The sequence below is a fragment of the Kangiella japonica genome (assembly GCF_039523535.1).
In the GTDB taxonomy this organism is placed as follows: Bacteria; Pseudomonadota; Gammaproteobacteria; order Enterobacterales; family Kangiellaceae; genus Kangiella; species Kangiella japonica.
The window spans coordinates 1,151,324-1,175,249 of sequence record NZ_BAAAFM010000003.1 but is presented as its reverse complement, the minus strand read 5'-3'; the positions used below and the strand labels follow the sequence as shown (position 1 = coordinate 1,175,249).

General features: G+C 44.8%; 25 protein-coding genes. 19 read left to right on the top strand and 6 right to left on the bottom strand.

What is annotated here, in order from left to right; genetic code table 11:
- Positions 1 to 65: 65 nt before the first annotated feature.
- Positions 66 to 1,178, top strand: coding sequence for a GGDEF domain-containing protein (locus ABD128_RS08980; protein ID WP_343989330.1), 1,113 nt, complete (start codon positions 66 to 68; stop codon positions 1,176 to 1,178).
- A gap of 19 nt (positions 1,179 to 1,197) precedes the next feature.
- On the opposite strand, the gene erpA is transcribed toward ABD128_RS08980, so the two are convergent.
- The 3 genes from erpA to ABD128_RS08965 all read right to left on the bottom strand — a co-directional run bounded on the left by erpA (position 1,198) and on the right by ABD128_RS08965 (position 2,790).
- A complete protein-coding gene (gene erpA, locus ABD128_RS08975; RefSeq protein WP_343989328.1) occupies positions 1,198 to 1,524 on the bottom strand; it encodes an iron-sulfur cluster insertion protein ErpA in 327 nt (108 codons plus the stop codon).
- Positions 1,525 to 1,601: 77 nt separating this feature from the next.
- Positions 1,602 to 2,063, bottom strand: a complete 462-nt coding sequence (locus ABD128_RS08970; protein WP_343989326.1) for a bactofilin family protein — start codon at positions 2,061 to 2,063, stop codon at positions 1,602 to 1,604.
- Positions 2,050 to 2,790, bottom strand: coding sequence for a DUF6776 family protein (locus ABD128_RS08965; RefSeq protein ID WP_343989324.1), 741 nt, complete (start codon positions 2,788 to 2,790; stop codon positions 2,050 to 2,052). The genes ABD128_RS08970 and ABD128_RS08965 overlap by 14 nt, the downstream gene beginning before the upstream one ends.
- 159 nt (positions 2,791 to 2,949) lie before the next feature.
- Between ABD128_RS08965 and ABD128_RS08960 the strand changes: the two genes are divergently transcribed.
- Both ABD128_RS08960 and ABD128_RS08955 read left to right on the top strand, forming a co-directional pair.
- Positions 2,950 to 4,881: a chloride channel protein gene (locus ABD128_RS08960; RefSeq protein ID WP_343989322.1), complete on the top strand. Its 1,932-nt coding sequence runs from the start codon at positions 2,950 to 2,952 to the stop codon at positions 4,879 to 4,881.
- 4 nt (positions 4,882 to 4,885) lie between these two features.
- Positions 4,886 to 5,305 (top strand): CopD family protein, encoded by a 420-nt coding sequence (locus tag ABD128_RS08955; RefSeq protein WP_343989320.1) that lies wholly within the window; start codon positions 4,886 to 4,888, stop codon positions 5,303 to 5,305.
- 24 nt (positions 5,306 to 5,329) lie between these two features.
- Here the strand turns inward: ABD128_RS08955 and msrA are convergent, their stop codons facing one another.
- Positions 5,330 to 6,652 (bottom strand): peptide-methionine (S)-S-oxide reductase MsrA, encoded by a 1,323-nt coding sequence (gene msrA / locus ABD128_RS08950; protein ID WP_425545686.1) that lies wholly within the window; start codon positions 6,650 to 6,652, stop codon positions 5,330 to 5,332.
- Positions 6,653 to 6,862: 210 nt separating this feature from the next.
- On the opposite strand from msrA, the gene yghU reads away from it, so the two are divergent.
- Entirely contained in the window at positions 6,863 to 7,762 is a 900-nt protein-coding gene (yghU, locus tag ABD128_RS08945; RefSeq protein ID WP_343989318.1) for a glutathione-dependent disulfide-bond oxidoreductase, read from the top strand.
- A 140-nt stretch (positions 7,763 to 7,902) separates the two neighbouring features.
- Complete coding sequence (locus ABD128_RS08940; protein ID WP_343989316.1) at positions 7,903 to 8,235, top strand: hypothetical protein; 333 nt, start codon at positions 7,903 to 7,905, stop codon at positions 8,233 to 8,235.
- Positions 8,236 to 8,379: 144 nt separating this feature from the next.
- Here ABD128_RS08940 and ABD128_RS08935 read toward each other — a convergent pair whose 3' ends face one another.
- Entirely contained in the window at positions 8,380 to 8,889 is a 510-nt protein-coding gene (locus ABD128_RS08935; RefSeq protein ID WP_343989315.1) for an Hcp family type VI secretion system effector, read from the bottom strand.
- A 160-nt stretch (positions 8,890 to 9,049) separates the two neighbouring features.
- Complete coding sequence (locus ABD128_RS08930; RefSeq protein WP_110200648.1) at positions 9,050 to 9,238, bottom strand: rubredoxin; 189 nt, start codon at positions 9,236 to 9,238, stop codon at positions 9,050 to 9,052.
- Positions 9,239 to 9,396: 158 nt separating this feature from the next.
- Here ABD128_RS08930 and ABD128_RS08925 point away from each other — a divergent pair, with 158 nt between their 5' ends.
- The 14 genes from ABD128_RS08925 to ABD128_RS08860 all read left to right on the top strand — a co-directional run bounded on the left by ABD128_RS08925 (position 9,397) and on the right by ABD128_RS08860 (position 23,918).
- Positions 9,397 to 10,413 carry an aspartate carbamoyltransferase gene (locus ABD128_RS08925; protein ID WP_343989312.1) on the top strand — a complete coding sequence of 339 codons (1,017 nt, stop codon included), beginning with the start codon at positions 9,397 to 9,399 and terminating at the stop codon, positions 10,411 to 10,413.
- 80 nt (positions 10,414 to 10,493) lie between these two features.
- Positions 10,494 to 11,780 (top strand): glutamate-1-semialdehyde 2,1-aminomutase, encoded by a 1,287-nt coding sequence (gene hemL / locus ABD128_RS08920; RefSeq protein WP_343989310.1) that lies wholly within the window; start codon positions 10,494 to 10,496, stop codon positions 11,778 to 11,780.
- A 76-nt stretch (positions 11,781 to 11,856) separates the two neighbouring features.
- Positions 11,857 to 13,551 (top strand): diguanylate cyclase domain-containing protein, encoded by a 1,695-nt coding sequence (locus ABD128_RS08915; RefSeq protein WP_343989308.1) that lies wholly within the window; start codon positions 11,857 to 11,859, stop codon positions 13,549 to 13,551.
- A gap of 72 nt (positions 13,552 to 13,623) precedes the next feature.
- The gene (locus ABD128_RS08910) at positions 13,624 to 14,415 is read left to right on the top strand and encodes an SDR family oxidoreductase (protein WP_343989305.1); all 792 of its coding nucleotides are present in this window, start codon (positions 13,624 to 13,626) and stop codon (positions 14,413 to 14,415) included.
- Positions 14,416 to 14,434: 19 nt separating this feature from the next.
- On the top strand, positions 14,435 to 15,877 hold the full coding sequence (locus tag ABD128_RS08905) for an aldehyde dehydrogenase (protein WP_343989303.1): 1,443 nt from the start codon (positions 14,435 to 14,437) through the stop codon (positions 15,875 to 15,877).
- Positions 15,878 to 16,075: 198 nt separating this feature from the next.
- Positions 16,076 to 16,426: a hypothetical protein gene (locus ABD128_RS08900; protein WP_343989301.1), complete on the top strand. Its 351-nt coding sequence runs from the start codon at positions 16,076 to 16,078 to the stop codon at positions 16,424 to 16,426.
- An 87-nt stretch (positions 16,427 to 16,513) separates the two neighbouring features.
- Complete coding sequence (locus ABD128_RS08895; protein ID WP_343989299.1) at positions 16,514 to 16,999, top strand: YajQ family cyclic di-GMP-binding protein; 486 nt, start codon at positions 16,514 to 16,516, stop codon at positions 16,997 to 16,999.
- Positions 17,000 to 17,336: 337 nt separating this feature from the next.
- Complete coding sequence (locus tag ABD128_RS08890) at positions 17,337 to 17,780, top strand: RidA family protein (protein WP_343989297.1); 444 nt, start codon at positions 17,337 to 17,339, stop codon at positions 17,778 to 17,780.
- Positions 17,781 to 17,785: 5 nt separating this feature from the next.
- The gene (locus ABD128_RS08885) at positions 17,786 to 18,328 is read left to right on the top strand and encodes a 3-hydroxyanthranilate 3,4-dioxygenase (protein ID WP_343989295.1); all 543 of its coding nucleotides are present in this window, start codon (positions 17,786 to 17,788) and stop codon (positions 18,326 to 18,328) included.
- Between the two features lie 3 nt (positions 18,329 to 18,331).
- The gene (locus ABD128_RS08880; protein ID WP_343989293.1) at positions 18,332 to 19,351 is read left to right on the top strand and encodes an amidohydrolase family protein; all 1,020 of its coding nucleotides are present in this window, start codon (positions 18,332 to 18,334) and stop codon (positions 19,349 to 19,351) included.
- Positions 19,348 to 20,214, top strand: a complete 867-nt coding sequence (locus ABD128_RS08875) for a cyclase family protein (RefSeq protein ID WP_343989291.1) — start codon at positions 19,348 to 19,350, stop codon at positions 20,212 to 20,214. Before ABD128_RS08880 ends, ABD128_RS08875 begins: the two co-directional genes overlap by 4 nt.
- Positions 20,207 to 21,496, top strand: a complete 1,290-nt coding sequence (kynU, locus tag ABD128_RS08870; RefSeq protein WP_343989289.1) for a kynureninase — start codon at positions 20,207 to 20,209, stop codon at positions 21,494 to 21,496. Before ABD128_RS08875 ends, kynU begins: the two co-directional genes overlap by 8 nt.
- Complete coding sequence (locus tag ABD128_RS08865) at positions 21,493 to 22,878, top strand: FAD-dependent oxidoreductase (RefSeq protein WP_343989287.1); 1,386 nt, start codon at positions 21,493 to 21,495, stop codon at positions 22,876 to 22,878. The genes kynU and ABD128_RS08865 overlap by 4 nt, the downstream gene beginning before the upstream one ends.
- Positions 22,875 to 23,918 carry a M28 family peptidase gene (locus ABD128_RS08860; RefSeq protein WP_343989285.1) on the top strand — a complete coding sequence of 348 codons (1,044 nt, stop codon included), beginning with the start codon at positions 22,875 to 22,877 and terminating at the stop codon, positions 23,916 to 23,918. The genes ABD128_RS08865 and ABD128_RS08860 overlap by 4 nt, the downstream gene beginning before the upstream one ends.
- Positions 23,919 to 23,926: the final 8 nt, after the last annotated feature.

The following is a 23,926-nucleotide window of genomic DNA, read 5'->3' as shown; positions in this document are numbered from 1 at the left end:
CGTTAAAAGCTTCTAAACTGTACATTTTTAATGCATTTTTGCAATTGAGTTGGCATACTTTAAGTATGCAAATAATAAAAGACATAAGTACATCAAAACGGTGGGAGAATATTTTAACCGCTTCTATCGATAAAATTATTGTATTTCTCACTATTTGTGCTGTCCCTGCAACCATTGCATCAATTAGCCGTATTCCGATGTCTGGCCTTATGGTCTCTATGTTTCTACACGTCTTAATCTCACTGGCCTTAATTGCAACCACTATCTTCCGCAAAAGACTCGGCATCTTCTTCAAAATGAACTTCATCTTGATTATCACCAGCCTTGTCGCGATCGCTGGTGTATATAACTGGGGGTTGCTAGGTAATGGCATGTTATGGTCCATCCTGTCGATTATTTTTATTACCCTTTTCTATGGCATCAAAGTTGGTATCTATGCCAGCATCATATTTGGGATATATGTTTCTGTAATCGGTTATTTATACGTACACGGCATACTCGAAACTTCCGTAGACCCCGTCTCTTATCTTTCTTCTGTAAGTGGTTGGTTAACCGCCATATTGGGTTCATTAATTCCGCTAACGAGCTCAGTTCTGATCATTGGTAGCTTGTATCTGGCTGCTAAGCAAGCCCTGCTACAGCTTGACCGCCAACGGGTTGAAATCACTATTCTTGCTGAGCAGGACGAACTCACGGGGATTTACAATTCCCGTGTCTTTCATAGCTTACTTGAACAGTCGATCGAGCGGGCTAAAAGGCATAATGGTTGGATCTACCTAATCAATATAGATTTAGACAACTTTAAAAGCATCAATGATAACTACGGCCACCATGCCGGTGATGAGGTTTTAAAGTTTACGGCGAAACAACTGCTGGAAGTGACCCGCGACGAAGACACAATATGCCGAATTGGCGGTGATGAATTTTTGATGCTGATTGAAAGCCCAACAAAGTATTCCGATCAACAGTTGGATATTATTATTAACAGAATAAAGTCCGCTATTAATATGCCTTATATCTACGAAGACAAGACGATTGAAATTAGCGGAAGCATTGGCTATGCAGAATATAACTCTAAAGCAACGCCACACTTGAAAGACAAAGATGATATTTTGAAGTTAGCAGATAGAGAGATGTACAAAGGTAAGCAAAAGCTACGCGCCCAGCGGACAAACTGAGCGCACAAAATATTGAGCATTAAATAGAGAAAGAAGAACCACAACCACAGGTCGTTTTCGCCTGTGGGTTATTGATTATAAAGCGCGAACCCTGTAACCCTTCAGTGTAATCGACTTCTGAGCCCATTAAATACTGGAAACTCAAGGAGTCTATTAAGATCTTAACGCCATCCTGCTCAATCGCCATATCATTTTCTTTTTGAGTTTCATCAAAAGTAAATCCATATTGAAACCCAGAGCAACCACCACCTGTCACAAACACACGCAGCTTAAGCTCTTGATTTTCTTCTTCTTCAATCAGCTGGCGTACTTTGTTACTGGCTGCTTGCGTTACTGTAATCGACATTTAAACACCTATCTAAAACAACACTTTTTCTATTATATCAGTAAATGGGGGCTCGCCCACAACTTCTCAAGCCCTGCCTAGGCTTTTGCTGGCTCGACACCTACCGCTTCTTGCTGGTTGTTGTCGTTTTTATCCTCTTGGCGAGCAGCCTGAACTTCTTCAACCTTATGCTCTAACGCTTTTGGGTCGCCAACCACAACCATTTTACCATTCACTTCAGCACCAGCATTCATCTCAATAACTTTATAATATAAGTCACCGTTGATTTTGGCGCCTGGCTTTAGGTCAATTTTCTCTGTGACATAAACATCACCGTCTACTTGACCAAAGATCACGGCGAAAGGCGTCGAAATATTGCCTTTAATCTTGCCATGAACACCGATAGATAATACAGATTGCTTTTCTATATTACCCTTAACTTCACCAGTGATTTCGCCATCTACAAATAATGCCCCAGAAAAGCTCATGTCACCGTTAATACTGGTGCCATTAGCAATTAAGGTATCGACATTATCAGATTTACGTTTACTTCTTCTCATTGGTTTCCTCAACCTCATCACTCATATTTGTGGGCTTCCAAGAAAAGTCTTGGAGAATCGATTTTGCCCCACGTCCCGAAGTTGCTGCCACCACTCTTACAAATTTTGGCTCAAATCCTTCGGGCAACTCAAAGCTTCCAGTATGTGTCGAGACATAGGTAAAATCAAAAGTACTGTTTAGGCTGTCCGTACCTTTTAATTCCTCAAAATTATACGATTTCCGTTCGCCGGCTTCTTCACCAACGATCGAGATATCTATTGTGCCTCTTAAGGCACCAACTTGGCTTTTCGCCTGAATTAGCATTAAGCGATATCGATACAGACGAGAGCCCTCGTTCTGCCAAGTAAAGCTCGCCACCTGCAAACCAGACTCTACACCTTTCGGATCAAAAATTCGCTGTAGAGCTTCACGCTCTTTCTCGATATTTTTCTTGGCTCGATGCAATTTATCGAGCTCAGCTTTAAGCTGCTGAGTGATTTGATGTTCTATTTGGTATTGTTGCTGCCAGTGAGTCAAGCCTGCTTGAGCCTCATCCAACTGCTGCTTAAGCTGTTCCAGTTGCTCCTTTGCATTTATTGATAAGCCATGCTGCCTTTTGTTAAGCCAGTAACCTACGGCCATGGCGGCGACTAAAACTGCTAAAGCAACAAAAGCCCACCCCCAATACCACTTGGCACTGCGTCGCTTTCGAATAATATAATCTGGTTGATTGGGATCTTTAGTCATAAATCATTGAAATCATTTGTTCTTTTGCTCACATTTTCTTATTATGTAAAGCATTGAAGCTGTTGGCTATTAGCGCACCAATTATTTGCATACAGCAGTCTAACTGGTTGTTGCATTAAAACAGAAATTTTAGCCAAAGGAAACCGACTTGAGTGCCGAATGACACTAATTGATCGCCTAAGATTACGCCTTGGAGGCTTTGACGCTCTCGCCTTAATGGCGGTTATTGGGCTGATTTGCGGTGTGCTCGCGGGTGGCTCCAATATTCTCTTTAGATACTTCACCGAAAGCTCCTATGTCCTTTGGGCAACTGACCAATCCGGCGATACCGATTTCGAGCAAGCCGACTGGCTTTTAAAACTCCTGTTACCCACCGTTGGTGGCTTAGTCGTAGGTTTGATTCTCCAGCAACTTAATCCAGAAACGCGTCGCGTAGGTGTCTCTCACGTTTTAGAGCGCATGTCCTATCACCAAGGTCATCTTCCTTGGAAAAATGCTGTTGTGCAGTTTTTCCTAGGTGGCTTAACGATTGCATCAGGACAATCGGTCGGTCGAGAAGGCCCAGGGATTCACCTCGGCTCCACCACCGGCAGTCTAATCGGTCAGCGTCTAAAACTCCCCAATAACAGTACCCGAATCTTGGTAGCTTGCGGTTGTGCCGCTGCTATTTCAGCGAACTTTAATACTCCTTTGGCGGGCGTTGTATTCGCCATGGAAATTGTCATTATGGAATATGCTGTCGCCAGCTTTATTCCCATTATATTGGCTTCTGTGGCCGGTGCTGTTATGAGTCGCATCTTTTTCGGCTCCGACCCCGCTTTTATTATCCAAGCATCGATGGACTTGGTCTCGCTATGGGAAATGCCATACTTCTTACTGCTAGGTTTTATTTGTGGCGTCATCGCTAGCCTTTTCATTATGCTCACGAGCCAAGTTCGCCGTCGCTCCAAGGACTGGTCGGTCTGGATTAAAACCACTATTGGCGGAACTAGCGTAGGTATTATTGCGCTTGTCGCGCCGCAGGTCATGGGGATCGGTTATGATACGGTTAACGCCTCACTACAAGGCGAGTTACTGATTACTATTCTGGCGCTTAGCCTCGCTGGCAAGTTCATCGCAACGACTATCTGTTCAGGCTTATCGATGCCCGGTGGGGTATTAGGCCCGACGCTATTCATGGGTGCTATGCTCGGCGGTCTGCTTGGGAGTATCGGCAGCTTAGTCTTCCCTACCTTATCCAGTGACTCTGAATTCTATGCCATCATTGGTATGGCGACCCTGATGAGCGCGGTGCTCCAAGCTCCTTTAGCAGGTCTTATGGCGTTATTAGAACTGACTAATAACCCAAACATTATATTGCCGGGCATGTTCTCCATCGTAATCGGCAATATGGTGGTCAGTCAGCTCTTTAAGCGCCAATCATACTGGGAAACCCAGATGACAGATCGTGGCATGCGCTTAAAAGTCAGTCCTATGAAGCAGGTCCTTCGAAGTATCGGTGTCGCTGGCGTCATGACCCGAAGCATTACCTATATGAAAACTGAAGCGACGCTTGAAGAAATTTCTATTGCTCTAAAAGATAAGCCTCGCTGGATTCTCATTCGCGATGAAGAAGGTTTGGTCATTTCATTAATGGTTGCGAGAGACTTGGGCCGTTATTTAATCAAGCAAGAAGAAATCTTAGAGCGTGAACAGCAGAAAAAGGAAAAATCGAGCAAACATAAAGACTCTGCTGAGACCGATGCGGAACTGGAGCCAAAAGATGAGCAAGACTCTAAGAACTCAGGCCAACCGCTAGAAACTATCGTGATGACGGATTCTGACGAGTCGAAAGAAGCGAAGGCTGAAGCAGTCGCAGCCGATCCGCAAAGAGTGTTCAACCTTATGGAGATCCCAGCTAACCGTCAAGAAGTTGTTGCCATTGACCTTCAGGCGACACTCGAAGAAGCTTACGACCGCATGGAACAACGTAAAGTTTCCGCGGGTTATGTCTACCGGATCACACATAATAAAGAAGAACGTATTTACGGTGTGGTGACCCGCGATATGATTACCGACCAGTATATCTACTCTAAAACACAAACAGGTTAACGCTATGTTATGGGTTAAAACGTTTCACCTTTTCTTTATGGTTGCTTGGTTTGCAGGGATCTTTTATTTACCAAGAATTTTCGTAAACCTTGCCCAGACAGAGAACGACGGCGCCTTTAATCAGCTCAATATCATGGCTTGCAAGCTCTATCGATTTACCACACCCTTCATGATTCTCACGGTGATTTTTGGTTTGTGGTTAGCCTCTTACAACTGGGAATACTATCTTAGTGCGGGCTGGTTCCATGCCAAAATGTCGATTATTGTCTTATTGATCATTTACCACTTTATATGCGGTGTCTATCAGAAACAGTTCGCCGATGGTCGCTGCAATAAAAGTCACACCTACTTCCGTGTGTTTAATGAAATTCCAGTTTTATTCTTATTAGCTGCGGTTATCTTGGCTGTAATTAAACCTTTTTAAGTGACTGCCCTAAAGGGCATTTAGCTAACCTTTGTCACGCGGCGCAAACTCTAATACGGTGGCATTAATACAATAACGCGGCTGCCCGTTTGGACCATCATCAAATACGTGCCCCAGGTGAATACCTGAAGACTTTGAACGTATTTCCGTACGCTCTAATCCAAACGCGTTATCTTCATGGTATGTCACCGCATTTTTTACTGGCTTTGTAAAAGATAACCATCCTGTTCCTGAGTTAAACCTATCGATCGTGTCGAATAAAGGCTTTCCGCTCAGTTTATCAATGAAAACCCCAGGTGGCGTGTCTTTGAAAATATCGTATTCTTTGCAGAATCGGCTGTCGGTGCCTTCTTGAAAAGCCACCTTGTAGGCCTCTGTGTCGCCCAGCTTAAATTTCCCTAAGACCGCATAAAACTCTTCTGGCGTTAAGTAACCTTGGTGACCAAACACTTCGACACCCTCTTCTAGAAACAGGATGGTCGGCGTGGCCCAGGTTTCTGTTGTGATATCCAAGCCATCAAGTTGACTGCCATAACGCCACGTTAAAGGAATGGTACCCTGATAATCATTAGTCACGTTTTCCTTGAACTTTTCACAGTATGGACAGTACGACTGAGGCTCGATAACCACAATCTGCTTGCCTTGTTGTAGCGCCGTATTATCAACGGATGGCGCTTTATCCTTGTCATTAAATACCACGCCGGTGGAATGGTCCGGACAATACCCATTAGGGTTCTTCACTAAATAGTCTTGGTGGTACTCTTCGGCTGGATGAAACTCATCCAAGGGTTTGATAATAGTCGCTATCTCGCCATACCCCTCGCCACGCATTAGGACCTGATATTCTGCCTTAATTCGTTGAGCCGTATCTTGCTGTTGTGGAGAATTGGTCAAAATCGTCGAACGGTACTGAGTCCCAATATCATTACCCTGACGATTTACCTGAGTTGGATCGTGGCCTTCAAAGTAGTTTTTAAGGATAGTCTCTAAGCTTACTTGGTTTCGATTAAAAGTAACCTTAACCACTTCTGCATAATTATTCGGATCGAATCGGTGTTTCGATTTAATGATTTCACGATACTCAGGCTTGATACCGCTACCATCGGCGTAACCCGAAACAGCATCAACGACACCAGGGGTGGCAGCATAGCGCTTTTCAGCACCCCAAAAACAACCCGCGCCGAGCACAATTGAGTCTAGGTGTTTTGTCGCCGGCATTTCAGCTTTAACATCAGCCTTTTGAGTAACTAATGGCGATGCTTCACGCTCACTCAGACTCAGTCCGCCCGTTAAAATATAAATAACAGCAACCGCGCTAGCGACAAATAAAATGGTTTTATATAACAACTTCACAAATTTCACCTTAAACAGAGCTTCGGGTAAGTATTAATCTAAATTAACTCCTATTGTGTATAGATGATGTGAAGGCCTTTTTGTTACAGAAAGCGGGGGACTATCATTCATTAGCTTAATAACCACTATCCACATGACTGAATTGACAGTGACCATGAATTAACGCTTCAATGTTGCTATCAGTTATATAGATTAGGTAACACCATGAGTAACGATAACAATGCATCCAATAGCTACACGCCACCCAAAGTTTGGACTTGGAATCCTGATAACGGCGGCGAATGGGCCAGCATTAATCGACCGACGGCTGGCGCTCGTCACGAGCAAACTTTGCCAAAGGGTAAGCATCCCTTCCAACTTTATTCATTAGCCACGCCAAATGGGCAGAAAGTCACCATCATGTTTGAGGAGTTGTTAGCGCTTGGTCATAAAGAGGCCGAGTACGATGCACACCTCATTAAAATTGGTGATGGCGATCAGTTTGGCAGTGACTTTGTGGGTATTAACCCCAATTCAAAAATTCCTGCTTTAATGGATTATAGCGATGACTTAGACGGCAAACCGCAAAGAATTTTTGAGTCGGGCGCTATCTTGCTTTATTTGTCTGAGAAGTTCGATGCGTTATTACCTAAAGAGTTAAGCCAAAGAACCGAAGCCATGTCATGGCTCTTCTGGCAGATGGGTAGCGCGCCTTATATTGGCGGCGGTTTTGGTCACTTTTATAGTTATGCACCTTATCCAATGGAATACCCTATCGACCGCTTCACGATGGAAGCTAAGCGCCAGTTGGATGTGTTGGATAAACACTTAGCCAAGAATGAATTTATGGCAGGTGACGAATATTCGATTGCGGATATCGCTATTTGGCCTTGGTACGGCAACCTCGTCCTTGGTCATGTTTATGACGCTGCCGAATTTCTCGATACAGCAAGCTACAAAAACCTTATGCGCTGGGCTAAAAAAATTGAAACAAGAGACGCGGTTAAGCGTGGAAGAATGGTTAATCGCACTTGGGGCGAGCCCGATGAGCAACTTCACGAACGCCACGATGCGAGCGATTTCGAGACTAAAACTCAAGACAAGTTAGAGCCTCAGGACTCATAGTATTATTTACTCGAGGGCTTTATCAAAAACTATTCAGGATTGCTCGTTACTCTTAACCTACAATCCTGAAACTCTTTCCACTTGTTTTTATCCAAACCATTGATTATTCTATTCTTTCAAAAAACAGAGAGATAATAAATATGGAAGACTTAAAACACTCCGGGCTTGGCGTTTCAACCTTTATTATAGGCCTAATTTCATCAATAGGATTACTAATTACCATTGTTATGGCCGGCGTTGCAGAAGCCTCAAGTTATGGTGGTATGGATCCAAACTCAACCACAGCAATGCTGATTGGTTTGTTCATGATGCTTTTTTTGGCCATGACACTAGTCACTATCGGTCTTGGCATCGCAGCGTTCGTGCAAAAAGGTTATAAAAAACTGTTTCCTATTTTGGGCGTTTGCTTCTCTTCGGTTATGGCCATCCTAATTATCGGGTTAATGATTATTGGATTAAGCGCAGGTTATTAATCTTTGCGCTCAACCTTTGCACTCAACCTTGTACACACCCCGCCTACCATAAAAGCCTCGGTTGAGGCTTTTATTTGTACTGCTCTATATCCTTATCGCCTGACATATCTGAAGAAATGACTGAATCATTCCCTAGCATATAAATTAATTATTACGACATTGGCGTGCGCTAATAGTTGCCGTTACTGGGCTGCCCTCGCTTCCGTCTTGCTTTCGAGGCGTATAGCTGTATTCTACTTCTTCAAAATTAAAGCTGACTTCTTCTGAAAAGTTAGATCCGTCTGCACCACCGGTGCTAAAAGATTCAATCCGAACATTTCGAAACCTTAAGGTCAGAAACTCAAATCTATCTCTTTGGGAAGCCCCCGTATGTTCCACAGTTAATAGCGCCTCCGGGTAAACTTCTTGGATAATTTGTCCCATTAAGATTGGAGCCGAACTTTTATCGATTGACTTAACAAAGTGAAAGTCTCTAACACAGCCTCTTCGGCGGTTGGTGTCCGCCCCCCAAGACCAACTGAGGACATCAATTTCATCTTTATGCCCGTCTGCTTGGCTTTCACCTTCAATATCGGCAATCTTCAAGTAAGCCGCTGACCAAGCCGCACCACTCATAGTGAGACAAACCGCGACTAACAATACTCTGATAATCATACCTACACTCCTTTTCCTGTTAGCAAGCTTTCAGACTACTCCTATCCGCAAGGCACCGCCACTGTTGATTTTTCTTACAATTCAGGTCATTTTCCCTTATGTTCTTGGCATAAAAAAACCTCCACGAAGGAGGTTTTTAAAATTCAATAAAAACGGTGAGTTACAGGCTTTTCTTAAATTCGTCTGTCATAAGCTCAAAGTCTTCTTTGCCCACACCGCAATCAGGGCAATACCAGTCTTCAGGGACATCTTCCCAACGCGTACCAGGGGCAATACCGTCTTCTTCCCAGCCCAGCTCTTCGTCATAAATAAAGTCACAGACTAAACAACGATACTTTTTAAATTCCACAAATAACCTCTAAAGTTGGTGCTTTATTAAGTTTCGCGCCCATTTTAAGCATTTCTGCCCGAATTTCCACACTCAGCGCCCTAATTTTCGCTACATCTGGCAAAGATCGTGTTAGAATTGCGTCCCAAGTAGCTAACACTAAGAGTTTGGGTAACTGGATGAAATTTCAAGGGCAGCACATACTTTCGATTGATCAGCTAGAAAGAGAATCGGTCGAACGAATCATACAAGTTGCTGACGACATGACGCCCTACGCCACCCGCGTCAAGTGTTGTACCGTGTTAGACGGTGCTATTTTAGCGAATCTCTTCTTCGAACCAAGCACCCGTACTCGAATCAGCTTCGGCACTGCCTTTAACCTTCTTGGCGGCCATGTGCGCGAAACCGTTGGCATGACTACCTCGTCATTATCCAAAGGCGAATCTCTATACGATACGGCGCGAGTCACCGCCAATTACGCCGACGCCATAGCGATGCGTCACCCTGACGTTGGCTCGGTTGCAGAGTTTGCTCGCGGCAGTAACGTGCCCGTGATTAATGGTGGCGATGGCCCTAACGAGCACCCAACTCAGGCGTTGCTGGATTTATATACCATCTACAACGAACTTGAAACGCTCGGTAAAGACAAAGGCACTATAAAGATCGCCATGATTGGCGACCTTAAGAATGGTCGTACGGTTCATTCATTAACACGACTGTTATGTTTATTCCCGAATATACAATTTACCTTTATCTCGCCACAAGCATTGGCCATGCCGGATAAGATCCTCGACGCCTGTGATAACGCGGGGTTAAGTTACAACATCTCAGAAGATTTCCATTACGGCTTAAAAGGCCAAGATGTTATCTACCTTACGCGAGTGCAAGAAGAGCGCTTCACCACGCAGGAAGAAGCGAACCTTTATCGCGGCAAATACTGCCTAAACCAAAAGCTTTATGAGCAACACTGCGACAAAAATACCGTTATCATGCACCCACTGCCGCGCGATTCGCGCCCAGAAGCCAACGAGCTAAGCGATGACATGAACAACAACCCTAACCTAGCCATTTTCCGCCAGACGCACTACGGCGTAAAAGTGCGCATGGCTTTATTTGCTTTGGTGTTAGGCGTCGAAGACAAATTAACTCAATTCGAAAAGCCGATGAACTGGTATTCGCCACGTCATCAATCGTGATTCCAAAGCGGGATGCTTTTTATATAGAGCATCCCGAGCGCATCGGCTACACATCCAATTTATAGAATAGCGTGGACAATATGACCATTTCTGAAAAACTTTATACCCGTGCCCAACAACATATTCCTGGCGGCGTAAACTCGCCAGTACGTGCTTTTACTGGCGTTGGCGGTACTCCTGTGTTCATCAAAGCAGCTAATGGCGCTTACTTTACGTCAGCTGATGATAAGCAGTATCTGGACTATGTTGGTTCTTGGGGCCCCATGATTTTAGGCCACAACCACCCCGCCGTATTAGACGCGGTTATCGAGTCGGCAAAACGCGGCTTAAGCTATGGTGCACCAACCGAAGTCGAAGCCGAGATGGCGGAGAAGATCTGCGAGCTTATTCCTTCGATTGAAATGGTACGTATGGTCAACTCTGGCACCGAAGCGACCATGAGCGCGATTCGTTTAGCGCGTGGTTACACTGGTCGAGATAAAATTATTAAATTCGAAGGCTGTTATCATGGCCACGCTGATTGCTTGTTAGTAAAAGCAGGCTCTGGCGCTTTAACACTAGGCGAACCGACCTCCCCTGGCGTGCCAGCAGACTTCGCTAAACACACCTTAACCGCTGACTTTAACGACCTCGAAAGCGTCGAAGCACTGCTTGAAGCGAATAAAGATGACGTCGCTTGTATTATTGTCGAGCCGGTCGCTGGCAACATGAACTGCATCCCACCAGTACCTGGTTTCTTAGAGGGCTTACGTGAGCTGTGCGATCAATATGGCGCGGTACTTATTTTAGACGAAGTAATGTCAGGATTCCGCATGGGTGTTGATGGTGCCCAAGGCTACTATAAGGTTCAGCCAGACCTGACCACACTCGGCAAAGTGATTGGCGGCGGTATGCCTGTAGGCGCTTTTGGTGGCAAAAAAGTCATCATGGATTACATGGCTCCAGTTGGCCCAGTGTATCAAGCGGGTACTCTTTCCGGTAACCCTGTAGCTATGGCGGCCGGCTTGGCAGCGCTAAATGAAATATCACAACCAGGTTTCTACGAGCCTCTTTTTGCTTATACCGAAGCCTTGGTCAAAGGTATGCGCGACATCGCTGAGAAAAAGGGTATCGCCTTCACCACCAACCATGTGGGATCAATGTTTGGCTTCTTCTTCAATGACGCTGAGACTGTAACTAGCTACAAGCAAGTTACAAACGGTGACATGGAGCGCTTTAAAGCTTTTTATCACGCGATGCTAGACGAAGGCGTTTACTTATCTCCATCAGCTTTTGAAGCTGGATTCGTTTCAGCATCTCATGGCGATGCTGAGCTAAAGAAAACTTTAGAAGCTTTCGAGCGCGCGTTAAATGTCCTAACCAAGTAATTTGCAACATTATTTGCTATATTGGGCCTAGGTTCGCAAACCATCCTTAACCAGTGACCGATAAGGAATGAGCACTATGCGACTAGGCTTTTGGTTAAATTCAAAACGCATGCTTTTATTGTGGGCAGCGATTATATGCGCTGTCCTCGCTTTATTTTTCTATCAAAAGTATCGCCAGCTCGATAGATACTACAGTATTTTACCAGTCGAAGGTGAAACACCCGAATACGCTAATGGCACTATTAAGTGGTTAGTAAAACGTCAACATCCAGACGGCTACTTTGTCAGTAACCCCGACTTATTCGATGAGCCCTCCATACTTAACAAAGAAAGTGTCCGTCTTACCCGTTACGCAGTTTCCGTGCTTGATGAACTTGATGCGCTGGATCAGATAAACAAAGATACGCTGATTCAATTTCTATTAAAAAACTTTAAGTCGCCGAGTAATGCCATTGGTAACTTAAAAGGCTTTTCTGCTTTACCCAATAGCCCTGTTACCCTCCGAGCCACTCTCGACTCAGTCATTATTCTTAGGAAGTTAGAAGCCCTTGGCATGATCGACAGCGAGGCTGTTGCACAGCTCATTCTCGCTTATCAAAATGAAGATGGCGGTTTTTGGGACCCCGACTATCCGGAGTTTGGCAAACAGTCCACGCTAAAAGCAACCTCGAATGCCGTTCTATCCTTAGTGCACTTAGACAAGTTGAACTCGATGGTTGTCAGTCCCCAGTCACAGCAACTGATCAACCAATTTATTGCCGATAGCTGGTCAAGCGACTCCAAGCTTTTTTCACCGTTCCCAGGCCACCCTCCAACAAGCAGCTATGATATTTTCGATGCTTGGGTCAGTGTCTATTATCTACCCATAAACCAAGACAAAGATGGGCTTCATAATAAACTACTGTATTTGGATGAGTTGATTGAGTCGATTAATAGCAAGTTCAGAACCACCGACAAGGTTTATAGCGAAGAAATTAATTCTGATATCAGTTCACTCAAAGCCACTCGATTAATAAGCACCATGATGAAACATCTCGATAAACTTGAGGTGATTTCAGTGCCCGATATTGTTTCTTTTATTAAAGATTACCGCGATCCTAAAATGGCGTTTACAAGCAATATCTACACCGCGCACTCAGCTATAAAAACTCTAGAGGCCTTGGCCTCTACTCGAGAAACCGACAGCCTTAAACTATATAAGGTGCTTACCTTTAGCGCAGGCATCATGGCTATTTTCTTGCTGGTTATACTCCTCACGCACCAACATCGAGAAACCTCTCGTAGGCACAGAGACTTAGTCCAAAAGGCTCAGACAGATCGGCTGACAAGTTTGCATAATCGCTACTATCTAGAGATGCAGTTCCAGCGCTATTACGATTCTTTTTCACACATGGCCTATATTTTAATCGATGTTGACCATTTTAAATCTATTAATGACCAATTGGGGCACCTTGTCGGCGATGAAGTATTAATTGAGCTCTCTGAATTATTAAGAAAGAACACTCGCAAAACAGACACCTTAGCGCGTTGGGGCGGAGAAGAATTCGCAATCCTATGTCCCGAAACAGAGCCCTCTCAAGCCGAGACTCTTGCTGAAAAACTAAGATGTATCATTGAAAAGAGTCAGTTTAACCACGTGGGACATATAACCTGTAGTTTTGGCATTTCTTGGACAGCAAATCAGCAAACGTTAAGAGAGCTCTATCTTAAGGCTGATAAAGCTCTCTACCAATCGAAGCGCAATGGCCGAAACCGCGTGACTTATCTATAACTCCTTATAGACCGTTTCAGTAACCGCTTAAATATGCTTAAATATTCTTTTTAAGCAAACTAAAATAATATTATGAACTTAACCCTTATTGGAAAAACAGCCCTAGTCTGTGGTTCGAGCCAAGGCATGGGAAAAGCAATCGCTAAACAGTTGTCTGAGCAAGGCGCTAATATCGTATTATTAGCTAGAAGTCGTGAAAAGCTCGAAGCGGTTCAAAAAGAACTCGATCACTCACAAGGCCAAGACCACCATATCTTAGTCGCCGACTTCTCAAACCCAGATCAAGTCAAGCAGGTTGTCCACGACTTCTTACAGCAGCCAGAAGCGGCTATCCATATCCTTGTTAATAATACCGGTGGACCACCACCTGGCCCTGCAAACACTGCTGAAACCGGTGACTTCTTAGCGGCCTTTAATCAGCATTTAGTTTGTAATCACGAACTTATGAAGCTCGCTCTTCCAAGCATGAAAGAAGAAGGTTTTGGCCGTATCATCAACGTCATTTCAACCTCGGTTAAACAGCCACTTGATGGCCTCGGAGTTTCGAATACCGTTCGCGGCGCTGTTGCTAACTGGGCGAAAACACTCGCTAACGAGCTTGGCCAATTTAACATCACAGTAAATAACGTCTTACCCGGCGCGACCAATACGGTTCGCTTAGAAGCCATTATCCAAAACAAAGCCAAGAAAAAAGGCTTATCGATTGAAGAAATGGAGCAGGAAGAAAAGTCGATTATTCCGATGAAACGCTTCGGTACGGCTCAAGAATTCGCCAATGCTGTGGGTTTCTTAGCGTCTCCAGCCGCTGGCTACATTACAGGAATCAACCTGCCGGTGGACGGCGGACGCACTAGCTGTCTTTAACAGCCCAGGAAACACGCCCATGCAAAAGCTGAAAAACTATATCAACGGCGAGCTAGTCGAACCGCAACTAGGTCAGTACATTGACAATGCCGAACCCGCGACTGGCCAAGTCTACAGCCAAATCCCTGATTCAACGGCCGAAGATCTTGAGCAGGCTGTTGTAGCCGCCGAGAAGGCTCAACCAGCTTGGGCGGCTTTATCCTTAGAAAAGCGCGCTGAGATTCTAACCAAGGTTGCAGATGCTATTGATGGTCATTCGAATGAACTGGCAAAAGCCGAGGCTATCGATAATGGCAAACCTTTTAGCCTCGCTAAAAGCGTTGATATTTATCGCGCCTCAGCCAATATCCGCTTTTTTGCGCAAGCCATTACGCAGTTCTCTAGCGAAAGCCACGCCATGGGTAACGAGGCCATTAACTACACGCTACGCGACCCTATTGGCGTCGTTGGCTGCATTTCCCCATGGAACCTGCCGCTTTATTTATTCACCTGGAAAATTGCGCCAGCCCTAGCGGCGGGCAATTGCGTCATCGCCAAACCATCGGAAATAACGCCGATGACAGCATACCTTTTTTCGAAAATATGCAACGAAGCCGGTTTACCTCGAGGCGTGCTTAATATTCTGCATGGCACAGGCCCGTCGATTGGCAACCCCTTGACTACCCATCCAAAAATCAAAGCGATTAGCTTCACCGGTGGTACTTCGACTGGCGCACATATCAGTAGAGTTACCGCAGGAATGTTCAAAAAGCTTTCTTTAGAGCTTGGTGGTAAGAATCCAACACTCGTATTTGCCGATTGCGACTTTGAGGAAACCGTAGAAAACGTCGTTCGAGCAGCCTTTGCTAACCAAGGACAGATTTGTTTATGCGGCTCACGAATTTACATCGAGCGCCCTATTTATGACAAATTTAAAGCGGCTTTTGTTGAAAAAGTTAAATCGCTCAAGATTGGCGATCCACTAGAACCATCAACCCAGCATGGCGCTCTTGTCTCCAAGCCTCATATGGACAAGGTATTGTCTTACATAGAGTTGGCTCAAGAAGAAGGCGGTACAGTTCTCACTGGCGGTAAGCAAGTTACTCTAAAAGGGCGATGCCGCAACGGCTTCTTCGTTGAACCCACCGTCATTGAAGGCTTAACTAATGATTGCCGCACTAACCAAGAAGAAATCTTTGGCCCTGTCTGCACCATCATGCCTTTCGATAGTGACGATGAAGCCATCGACCTCGCTAACGGCACCCAGTATGGCTTAGCTTCTAGCGTATGGACTAACGATCTCAAGCGCGCCCATCGTGTGGCTAAAGAGATCGAAGCTGGAATTGTGTGGATTAACTGCTGGTTATTGCGCGACTTACGCACGCCATTTGGCGGCGTCAAAAGCTCCGGCGTCGGCCGTGAAGGTGGACTAGAAGCCTTACGTTTCTTCACCGAACCCAAAAATGTTTGTATTAAATACTGATGAGATATTTGATTAGCTTTATCCTAGGGGGCGTTCTCACCTACTGGCTCGAAGTAAGTATTTTTTCGCCAGAGACTCCAAAAGAAGTACCCTTCTTACTTTACATAGCTGGTGCTTTTAGTTTCTTACTTGCCTACACTGGATACTGTGGCATTACAACTATTATAAAAAACCTTCACTCCGAAGAGATACTCTAACATGGCTACACTGCTCGTTATTTATAGCATAGTACTGTTGTTTCCACTTGTTTATAGCTGGGTCAAGAAACCGAGTAACACCATTCTTTATTTATCAGCAGTCTATGGCCACTTTGCTATTCTCAACGTATTACTTCTATTATTAGTAAATCCTTTGTTTTTGTTTGAAAACTTGCTAGTTCCACAAGTGAATGAGCACTTTAAGACTAATGCTGTGACACTGTTGACCTCAGCAATCGAGATATTTAATCAATACGCGTTTTATGCAGTAGCACTTACCATTCCCTGGCTTTCGATAATAATAATGAAGCGTTATTCATCCATTTTCGCTCCACAAACAAAAACAGGCTAATGTAGTTCAAGCTAATATGTCACCTTGTAAGAAAAGTGGATATACTGTCAGCATTAATTTTTTGGTTATTAGAGGATAATAGCAACCATGCCATCATTTGATATTGTTTCTGAAGTGGATAAGCATGAAATTACCAATACGGTTGATAATGCTAACCGTGAATTAACCACTCGTTTTGACTTTCGTGGCGTAGACGCCAGTTTCGAGCAAAGTGGCGACAGCGTTAAGGTCACCGCCCAAGCCGAGTTTCAGGTTGACCAAATGATCGATATCTTCTACCGCTGCTGCACTAAGCGAAACATTGATATCAATGCGCTCGACGTAGAAGATGACGCCACCCATTCGGGTAAAACCTTCTTTAAAAACGTAACTTTTAAGCAAGGTATCGATAAAGAAACGGCTAAAAAGCTGGTTAAGCTAATCAAAGAGTCGAAACTAAAAGTTCAAGCTTCGATACAAGGCGAACAAGTTCGTGTCACGGGAAAAAAACGTGACGACCTTCAAGCTGCGATGAACGTCGTGCGTCAAGCTGAACTCGACCAACCCTTCCAGTTCAATAACTTTAGGGACTAGTTCTAAGATTAGCTGTCCAGTGCCCAGGGGACAATCTTTAGCGTCCCCTTGCTTAAACACAGCTAATTCGCTATAAATATCGTCATGCAATATTTCCCGCACCAAAAAACATCAGGATTTATTTTCGCTCATCAGGGCGGATGCAAATGGATCCTCGATTGAGAATATTCCCTTCTTAGGCGTTGATAACGCCTGTGATTCCTAGTACTTTCTATAAACTCGTATAAAAAACGTACACACTGGGCTCAGCTCGTCTGGGTTAAAGCACTTAACCGATTGATAAATAACAAAGGTTTGCCTGCTTGTTACAGTGATTTAGCATTATTTTGAGGAACTTATGTCAGAAAAAATCGTATCCAGTAAAGCGCCGGATCCTGTTGGCCTATACCCACACGCACGCCGCGTTGGCAATTTGTTGTTTTTATCCGGCGTCGGCCCGCGTCAAAAAGGTAGTAAAGATATCCCCGGCGTAACGCTTGATGAAGATGGCAACATTACCGATTACTGCATCGAAACTCAGTGTCGCAGTGTTTTTAACAATATTCGCTGGATCTTAGAAGAGTCGGGCTCTAGTTGGGATCAGCTGGTCGACGTACAAGTATTTCTGACCAACATGAAGGACGACTTCAAAACTTACAACAAAGTCTACGCAGAATACTTCGCCGACAACCAACCCTGTCGCACCACCATCGAAATCAGCTCGCTACCGACGCCAATCGCCATCGAGCTTAAGTGCGTTGCGACGATCGGCGAAGAAACTAGCGGTGAAGAAAAGGAGTAATTGTTATGAGTGATACCGTCAGTAAACCGGTTGCACCTTTCAACTTTCAGCAATGGATTGAGAAAAACCGTCACTTATTACAACCACCGGTGTGTAATAAGCAAGTTTTCGAGCAAGACGATTTTATCGTCATGGTGGTTGGTGGCCCTAATGGTCGCCGAGACTTTCACTACGATGAAGGCCCAGAATTTTTCTATCAACTCGAAGGTGAAATGGAGCTTAGAACCATTCAGGACGGTAAGCGTGTTGATTACCCTATAAAAGCTGGCGAGATATTTTTATTGCCTCCAAAGGTCCCACACTCTCCAGTGCGTTTTGAAGGCTCTATTGGCCTTGTAGTAGAGCGCAAGCGTTTGGCACACGAGAAAGATGGACTGATGTGGTTTTGCGAAAACTGCGACCACAAACTCTATGAAGAGTATTTCCCACTGAGCAATGTTGAAAAGGACTTCCTACCTGTATTTGAGCGCTTCTTAGAAAGCGAAGAGCACCGTACTTGCGATAAATGCGGAACGGTTATGCCTAAAGATAATAAATTGGATCTGTAGCTTATGAACCAACTAAAAATTGATATTCACACCCACATTCTCCCTGAGAATTGGCCAGATTTAAAAGAACGTTACGGTTACGGCGGTTTTGTTCAACTCGATCACCACAAGTGCGGTTGTGCACGAATGATGGTCGACGGCAAGTTCTTCCGCGAAATCGAAGAAAACTGCTGGTCTCCTGAAGTACGCATGAAAGAATGCGACGAGCATGGTGTTCATGTGCAGGTTTTATCCACGGTTCCTGTAATGTTTAACTACTGGGCAAAACCCGCCGACACTCACGATCTATCGCGATATCTCAACGATCATATCGCCGGCATCGTGAAACAATACCCGAAGCGTTTTATTGGCTTAGGCACCTTACCCATGCAAGCGCCTGACTTAGCGATTCAAGAGCTAGAGCGTTGCGTTAAAGAGATTGGCTTGGCCGGAGTTCAAATTGGTTCACACATCAACGATTGGAACCTTAACGCGCCAGAGCTTGCTGAGTTTTTTGCCGCAGCGGAAGAGTTAGATGCAGCCATCTTTGTCCACCCTTGGGATATGGTTGGCAAAGAAAAAATGCAGAAATATTGGATGCCTTGGCTTGTCGGTATGCCAGCTGAAACCTCGCTTGCCATTAACTCAATGATCTTTGGTGGCGTGCTAGAGCGACACCCCAACCTACGCGTAGCGTTCGCCCACGGTGGCGGAAGTTTCCCTGCGACTATTGGCCGTATCGAACACGCCTACAATGTCCGCCCTGACTTAATGGCGGTCGATAACCCACACAATCCGCGCAAATACCTGAAACAAATTTATCTGGATACTTTAGTCCACGACAAAGGTATGTTGGATTACGTGGTTAATTTAATGGGGCCAGAGAAGCTTGCGCTTGGTACTGACTACCCATTCCCATTGGGTGAGCTTGAACCTGGTAAATTAATTGCTTCGATGGACTATGATAAATCCGTTGAAGATCGCTTATTGCATGGCACGGCGCTGGAGTGGCTCAAGCTCAATAAACAGGACTTTATTTCATGAGTATACGAGTCGAGTTTGATGATCAGGTTTTTCAGTTAGAGTTATCCCAGGCAAGCTCTATCGCGATTCCTTTAGCCTTCAATCAGCAGCAGCCAAATCATTTTGGCGTTGATAAAGCACAAGCGCAGGCTATTGAGGGTGATGGTTTTGTTGGCGACACTCGCCGTGGCGGCAGCTGTAATGTTCAATCTATTTCGATGGTGCCGCACTGTAATGGTACTCATACGGAAACCGTGCAACACATCATCGACCAAGCCGTTCCAGTTGGCGATGCCTTATCCAGCTCGCTAACCAGTTGTTATGTTTTATCGGTGGAGGCTGAGGCCGCTGCAAACTGCCAAGAAAGCTATCACCCTAATTTAGAAGCTAGCGATCGTGTCATAACCAAGCGAGCTCTAGAAGAGCAACTAACATCTGCAGATTTAGATTTAATGGGTGCCATTGCAGTTAGAACCCTGCCCAATGATACCAGCAAGCAAAGCAGGACTTATAGTAGCGATGAACAACCACCCTTTTTCACTACAGAAGCTATTGAGTGGTTAAGCCAATCCAATATTCACCACCTGCTAGTGGACTTTCCTTCTATCGACAAAATGTACGATGAAGGACAGCTCCACAACCACCACATATATTGGAACGTGCCGGCGGGTAGCCATGAATTAACGGATACGACTTTAGTCCATAGAACCATCACAGAAATGATCTTCATCAACGACGATATTACCGATGGTTTATATTGGCTGAATCTCCAAATCCCACATTTTCAATTGGACGCGGCTCCTAGTCGTCCTGTTTTATACCCTTTAACTGACGTCACCGAACACGATGGTGACGAAGTCGTTGGAATTGATAACTATGAGTAATATTTTTTCATTAGAATACGCACAACAACAAGATGCGAACGACCCTATAAAGCATATTCGCCAAGAATTCACTATCCCAAAACAGAGTAACGGCGAAGAAGAAATTTATTTGTGCGGTAACTCCTTGGGGTTGCAGCCAAAACTGGCAGCAGAGTATGTGAATGATGAATTATCCCAGTGGGCAAAGCTTGGCGTTAAAGGTCACTTTTCTGGCGATTACCCTTGGATGCCTTATCATGAATTTTTAAGCGAAGGCTTTGCTGACTTGGTTGGTGCCAAAGCCAAAGAAGTGGTTAGCATGAATACGCTAACCGCAAACCTACATTTTATGATGGTCAGCTTTTATCGCCCAACATCAGAGCGTCATAAAATTATTATTGAAGATCACGCCTTCCCTTCGGATCATTACGCGGTGGAGTCACAGATTAAATATCACGGCTTTAATCCCGACGACAGTATGATCTTACTCAAGCCTCGCGATGGCGAAGAAACCTTACGCGATGAAGACATCCTGCTAGCGATTGAAGAGCATGGCGACACTACAGCGCTGATTCTTCTGCCCGGCGTTCAATACTACACTGGGCAAGTATTTGATATGGAGTCGATCACTAAAGCTGGGCACGCCAAAGGCTGTAAGGTTGGTTTCGATTTAGCTCACGCCACCGGCAATATTCCTATGCAGCTTCACGACTGGAACGTCGATTTTGCAGCTTGGTGTACTTATAAATACCTTAATTCCGGGCCGGGCTCGGTCGCAGGTTGTTTTGTTCACGAGCGTCATCACTCGGACAAAGAGCTACCGCGCTTTGCAGGCTGGTGGGGACACGACAAAGACTCGCGCTTCAAAATGGAGAACCATTTTATCCCAATGGAAAGTGCCGAAGCATGGCAACTTTCTAATCCACCAATCTTATCGCTGGCAGCTATTCGCGGTTCGCTTGATACGGTTAAAAAAGCAGGTGGTATTCAAGAACTCCGCAAAAAGTCGCTACTTTTGACGAGCTACTTACGCCAGTTACTCGAACAAGAGTTGCCTAACGATATTAATATTCTCACGCCAATCGATGAAAAATCTTCTGGCGCACAGTTATCATTAACCGTTAATTTGCATGGTGCTGATGGCAAGCAGATCTTTGACGCGATTGAAGCAGATGGTGTCACTTGTGACTTCCGTCATCCAAACGTTATCCGCGTAGCACCGGCGCCACAATACAATTCTTTTGCAGACTGTTACCACTTTGTTCGTATCTTAAAGAAAGCAATCGCAGAGGCTGCAGCATGAGCCAAATTGAGTTGAATCAAAACGAGTCCATAACCTTAATCGGAGCTGGCCTTGTCGGCTCTTTGATGAGCATTTATTTAGGTCAGCGTGGTTATAAAGTTGATGTCTACGACAAGTTGCCCGATATTCGAAAAACCAGTATTCCTGCGGGTCGCTCGATTAACTTAGCTTTAGCGAATCGCGGTATTCGTGCCCTGCAACAAGTCGGCATAATGGAGAAAGTTGAAAAGCTATTAATACCCATGACTGGTCGCCTAATCCACGATATTGAAGGTAATCTTAACCTACAGCCTTATGGTCAAAAACCTGACGAAGTGATCCATTCGGTTCCAAGAGCTGGGCTAGTCAGTCTACTCAGAGATGAAGCTGAAGCGACTGGCAATGTGACTTTTCACTTTCAGCAAAAACTTGTTGGGTTAGATCCCGAAGCACAAACCTTCACCCTCAAAAACGAAGTTACTGATGAAGAATCTGAGCATAACTACCAAGTTTTGCTCAGCGCTGATGGCGCAGGCTCTCGCACACGTCGAGCTCTTGAAAAATTTGGTGTCGACGGTTTTTCTTCAGAGCTTTTAGAGCATTCGTACAAAGAGCTGAGCATTCCGCCAGGCGATGTGCATAAGTATCAAATCGAAAAGAATGCGTTGCATATTTGGCCTCGTGGTGGCTATATGGTGATAGCACTTCCTAACCTTGACGGCTCCTTTACCGTAACACTGTTTATGCCAAATAAAGGCCCAATCAGTTTTAGCGACATCGACACCGACGACAAAGTCATAGATTTTTTCAAAGACAAGTTTCCTGACTTGGTTGATCTTTTACCGAGCCTAACGGAAGACTACTTCACCAACCCTACAGGTGTTCTTGGTACCGTCCGCGCTAAAAACTGGAGCTACAAGAACATACTCTTGTTTGGTGATGCTGCGCATGCGGTTGTGCCTTTTCATGGGCAAGGGATGAACTGTGGCTTTGAAGATTGCTCTGAAATGAATCGTTTACTCAACAAACACTCTGATGACTGGTCAAAGACCATTGAAGAATTTGCTGACATTCGCCGTGATAACGCTAACGCTATTGCCGACATGGCTTTAGAGAACTATGTGGAAATGCGTGACTCGGTTCGAGATCCAAAGTTTAAATTAAAAAAAGCCATAGCCTTTAAACTTGAACAACAGTTTCCGACTCAGTTTATTCCGCGCTACTCGATGGTGACTTTTCACCACATTCCTTATGCAGAAGTTTTTCAACGCGGTAAAGTTCAAGCGGACATTTTGACTGAGCTGACAACAGACAAACACACCATCGAAGAAATCGATTGGTCACATGCTACAGAGCTAGTACAAAAGCATCTAGCACCAATCTCAAAGGAGTTTTTAAATTGAACACGATAACAAAAATAGGGTTAACGCTTGGACTAGCGATTAGCTCGAGTGTGAGCCTTGCTGATAATAGCGAGACTACGAAGTCTAGCAATATCGAGCTCGCTACTGAGTGGATGGATTATTTAGCGAGTGACGAGCGTAAGGGTCGCCTCACAGGGAGCGATGAAAACAGTGAAGTCCAAAACTGGCTTATTAATAAATTTAAGACTATTGGACTCGAAACAGTTCCTGGGCAAGACTCTTATCTTCAAAAGTTCACAGCTTATAACCGTAAAGGTGATACTTTGCAGGCCGCTAATGTTATCGGCTATTTACCGTGCAACTGTGACTCAGATCGTTACTTTGTAGTTGGCGCTCATTATGATCATGTTGGCGTAAATCCTAAGCTTGAAGGCGATCAAATTTTTAACGGCGCTGATGACGACGCCAGCGGTGTTGTTGCTTCACTAATCTTCGCTAAGACTCTGAAGCAATACGACAAGTTACCATTCAACATTATCGTGGGCATGTGGGATGCTGAAGAAATGGGCTTACAAGGCTCTAAATACTTTGCGGCTAATCCTTGGGTTCCGCTAACTCAGATTGAAAGTGGCTTTATGTTTGAGTTAGTCGGTGTTCCGTTAAAAGACTCGTTAAATAACGCTTGGATGACTGGCGACAAATATTCAACGCTATACCCAACGTTAAAAGCTGAATTAGCGAAACAAGATTGGCAACTAGATCCTGTGTTAGACCCCAGTATGGGCCTTTTCTTCCGCTCCGATAACGCGCCTTTTGCTCTTTTAGATGCGGACAGTGCAACCATTCAAAAGGCTTTCCAAGGTCAGAAAAAAGCCAAGGTTAACGGCATCCCGATGCATGCTATATCAGTTTGGCGCGGTCAGGACCATTACCATAGACCGCATGACGAAGCGTCGCTTATCCATATTCCTAATCTAGTTTCGTTGGCGGAGTCGCTAGCTGTCGCGGTTGAAAGTCTAAGCCCCGATACTAAGATTCAGTGGCTCGACAACGAGCAGTTTGAATTTAGCCGTCCTTAGTAAACACC